This window comes from Pseudomonas caricapapayae (assembly GCF_001400735.1).
In the GTDB taxonomy this organism is placed as follows: domain Bacteria; phylum Pseudomonadota; class Gammaproteobacteria; order Pseudomonadales; family Pseudomonadaceae; genus Aquipseudomonas; species Aquipseudomonas caricapapayae.
On the sequence record NZ_LJPW01000153.1, the window covers coordinates 1 to 2,075 of the forward strand.

Below are 2,075 nucleotides of genomic sequence, written 5' to 3' on the forward strand. Positions count from 1 at the left end.
GAGTTGGGCTTGCCAGTAGGGGGTGGACATAGTGCCGGGGGCGAGCGGATCTTTAATGCCTTTCGCTTTCTCGGCAGTTTCGTACCAGTCTATGAACGCATCGTCGCGATCCCAGTAAAAAGCCCAAAACTTGCCTAGGTCAGTATCTTTGTTTTGGTTGTCCTCTGCTTCATTAACTGCATAGGGTCTGATAAAGCGATCTACGCGATCCGAACGGGTAACCAGCAGTCCAGTCATGCTTTCAAAGATAGTCGGTACGACCTGAGCGTTTTGGAGACCGGGTGTACCGCGCTTGCGATAAACGTCTCGTGTTACATCTCCGTCCCGGCTTGCTATTAGTGCTTGAGGCACCTGCGGGTTGGTATCAAAAAAAAGATAAAGCCTTTCGATCATAGCCTGCGCTTGACTGGTACTTTCATCATCTTGCCAGAGAAGTTGAGTAACTCCCAAAGTGGCTTTGTTGCGCCCAGAGTTGATCAAGCCGGCGGCTCGGTAGGGTTTGTCATATGGGTTTGGAGGTCCCAGCGCGAACGTAGGTATTGGCCAGTATGCGACCGACTCTCCAGCAGAGTGTGTAAATGCAGCGCGGGTGTTGATTTTTTGAGTATTCTCTCTGGATAGTAGAGAGTCGGTGTGGTTTTTTGGGTTCTGAGAGTATATGGAGATAAAATTATTTTTCTTTTCTTGAATTTTTTGCCATACGGATGATTGATGCCAGCCACCTATTGCGATTCCTACCCCCCGAATCTCCAGCGCATAGTTTTTTTTCAGAGTAGCCTGCTGCTCAGAGATTTGTGCTACCACTTTAGTTTTATAGGCCACTAGTTCGGCTTTTTCATGAGCAACGGCCTTGCCCCACCAGTGTCCGCTGTAGGTCAGTAGCATGGAGCCTAGGATGGCTGCGATTCCCCAACGGGTAACTGAATTTATGTCGCGAATTTCCATATTCTTTTCCTGGGCATTGAAATAGACAAGCAAGACGAATCCTATCCAGAGTGCGAATAATATTGTAGTTATCCATAAATAACGTTTGAGCTGCGGTCTAAGTGATGTGCTCGGCTGATTATTTCTCATTACGTTGCTCCCTTTTCGAGGAGCCTGTTACTAGCGAAGGTGGGGTCGGCGATATCAAGCTTTCGGATGGGAATTTGCCTTTATCGTAGTAAAGGTAGCAGGCCCTAACAAGCTCTTGAGCTTCATCATTTATTTTATTCCAACCTGCCAGCTCCGTAACTTTAGTAAACTGCTCCTCATCCATCTTCCAATCCGCAATCGCCACCAGCACATCACGCATTACCGGATCGTCCAGGCATTTCGCCTGACCAATCGCAATATCCATCGCCGTTACCCAACGTTGGTTTTCCGGGCTGCGCAACAGGCCCGAGTGATAGCTGTTTTCGTCCAGCACCTCGCTGCTTTCATCCATGAACTTACGTATTTCATCTGGGGTTTCTTCCCGTTCTATGTCGTAACGATCCATCGGCTTCGGCGCGCCTTCACCTGTCACTCTTTTTTACGCATGAGGCGGGTTTGCTCCCCTGGCGCCTTGCCCATGTTCCATCGGGCCAGCTCTTGCTCCAGATCTATCGGTCCAGTGTGGCTGCGAACATAACGCCAGTTGAATTTGGCTCTGGGATTGCCCAATGCAGAGGCTTTGTTTGTATCGTCAGGTCTGTCGCGGCCCGATGCAGTCGGCGTTCCCTCTACCGCCTCCCCGCCAAACATGTTGGGGGCATGGGGCGGGTACAGTTGTTCAGCATTGATCAGGAGCTTATGCCCTTCTTCGATAGGGCCTTTCGAAATGAGCCCGGTGATAAAACCGCCACCTGGATAACGAGATTCATTTTTGGCGCGTAACAGCTCATGGCCTGGAGGCTTTCCAACCATGACCGGCGATCCGTCGCGGTAGCGTTTGGTCCACATGCGTTGGAAAAAGCGCACGGCCTTCAATTCAGCCATAGGGTTGCGAGTACTGTCTTTGCCATGGGTGTCCCACACCCCGTAAGTGCCGATGCCTCTCACGTCATCCAGTGCGACGGTGGTGTCGTCCGGGCAGAAATACAGGTACACCTTGC

General features: G+C 50.7%; 1 protein-coding gene and 1 pseudogene. Both read right to left on the minus strand.

The genetic code is table 11. The features are described 5' to 3' along the window. Window positions 1–1,074: type VI lipase adapter Tla3 domain-containing protein (locus tag ALO80_RS22865; protein ID WP_162491693.1), on the minus strand; the 1,074-nt coding region annotated here is incomplete at its 3' end. After that, a pseudogene (locus ALO80_RS22870) lies at window positions 1,064–2,075 on the minus strand (effector protein Tle3 domain-containing protein); the annotation flags it as partial. The gene ALO80_RS22865 and the pseudogene ALO80_RS22870, both read right to left, overlap by 11 nt.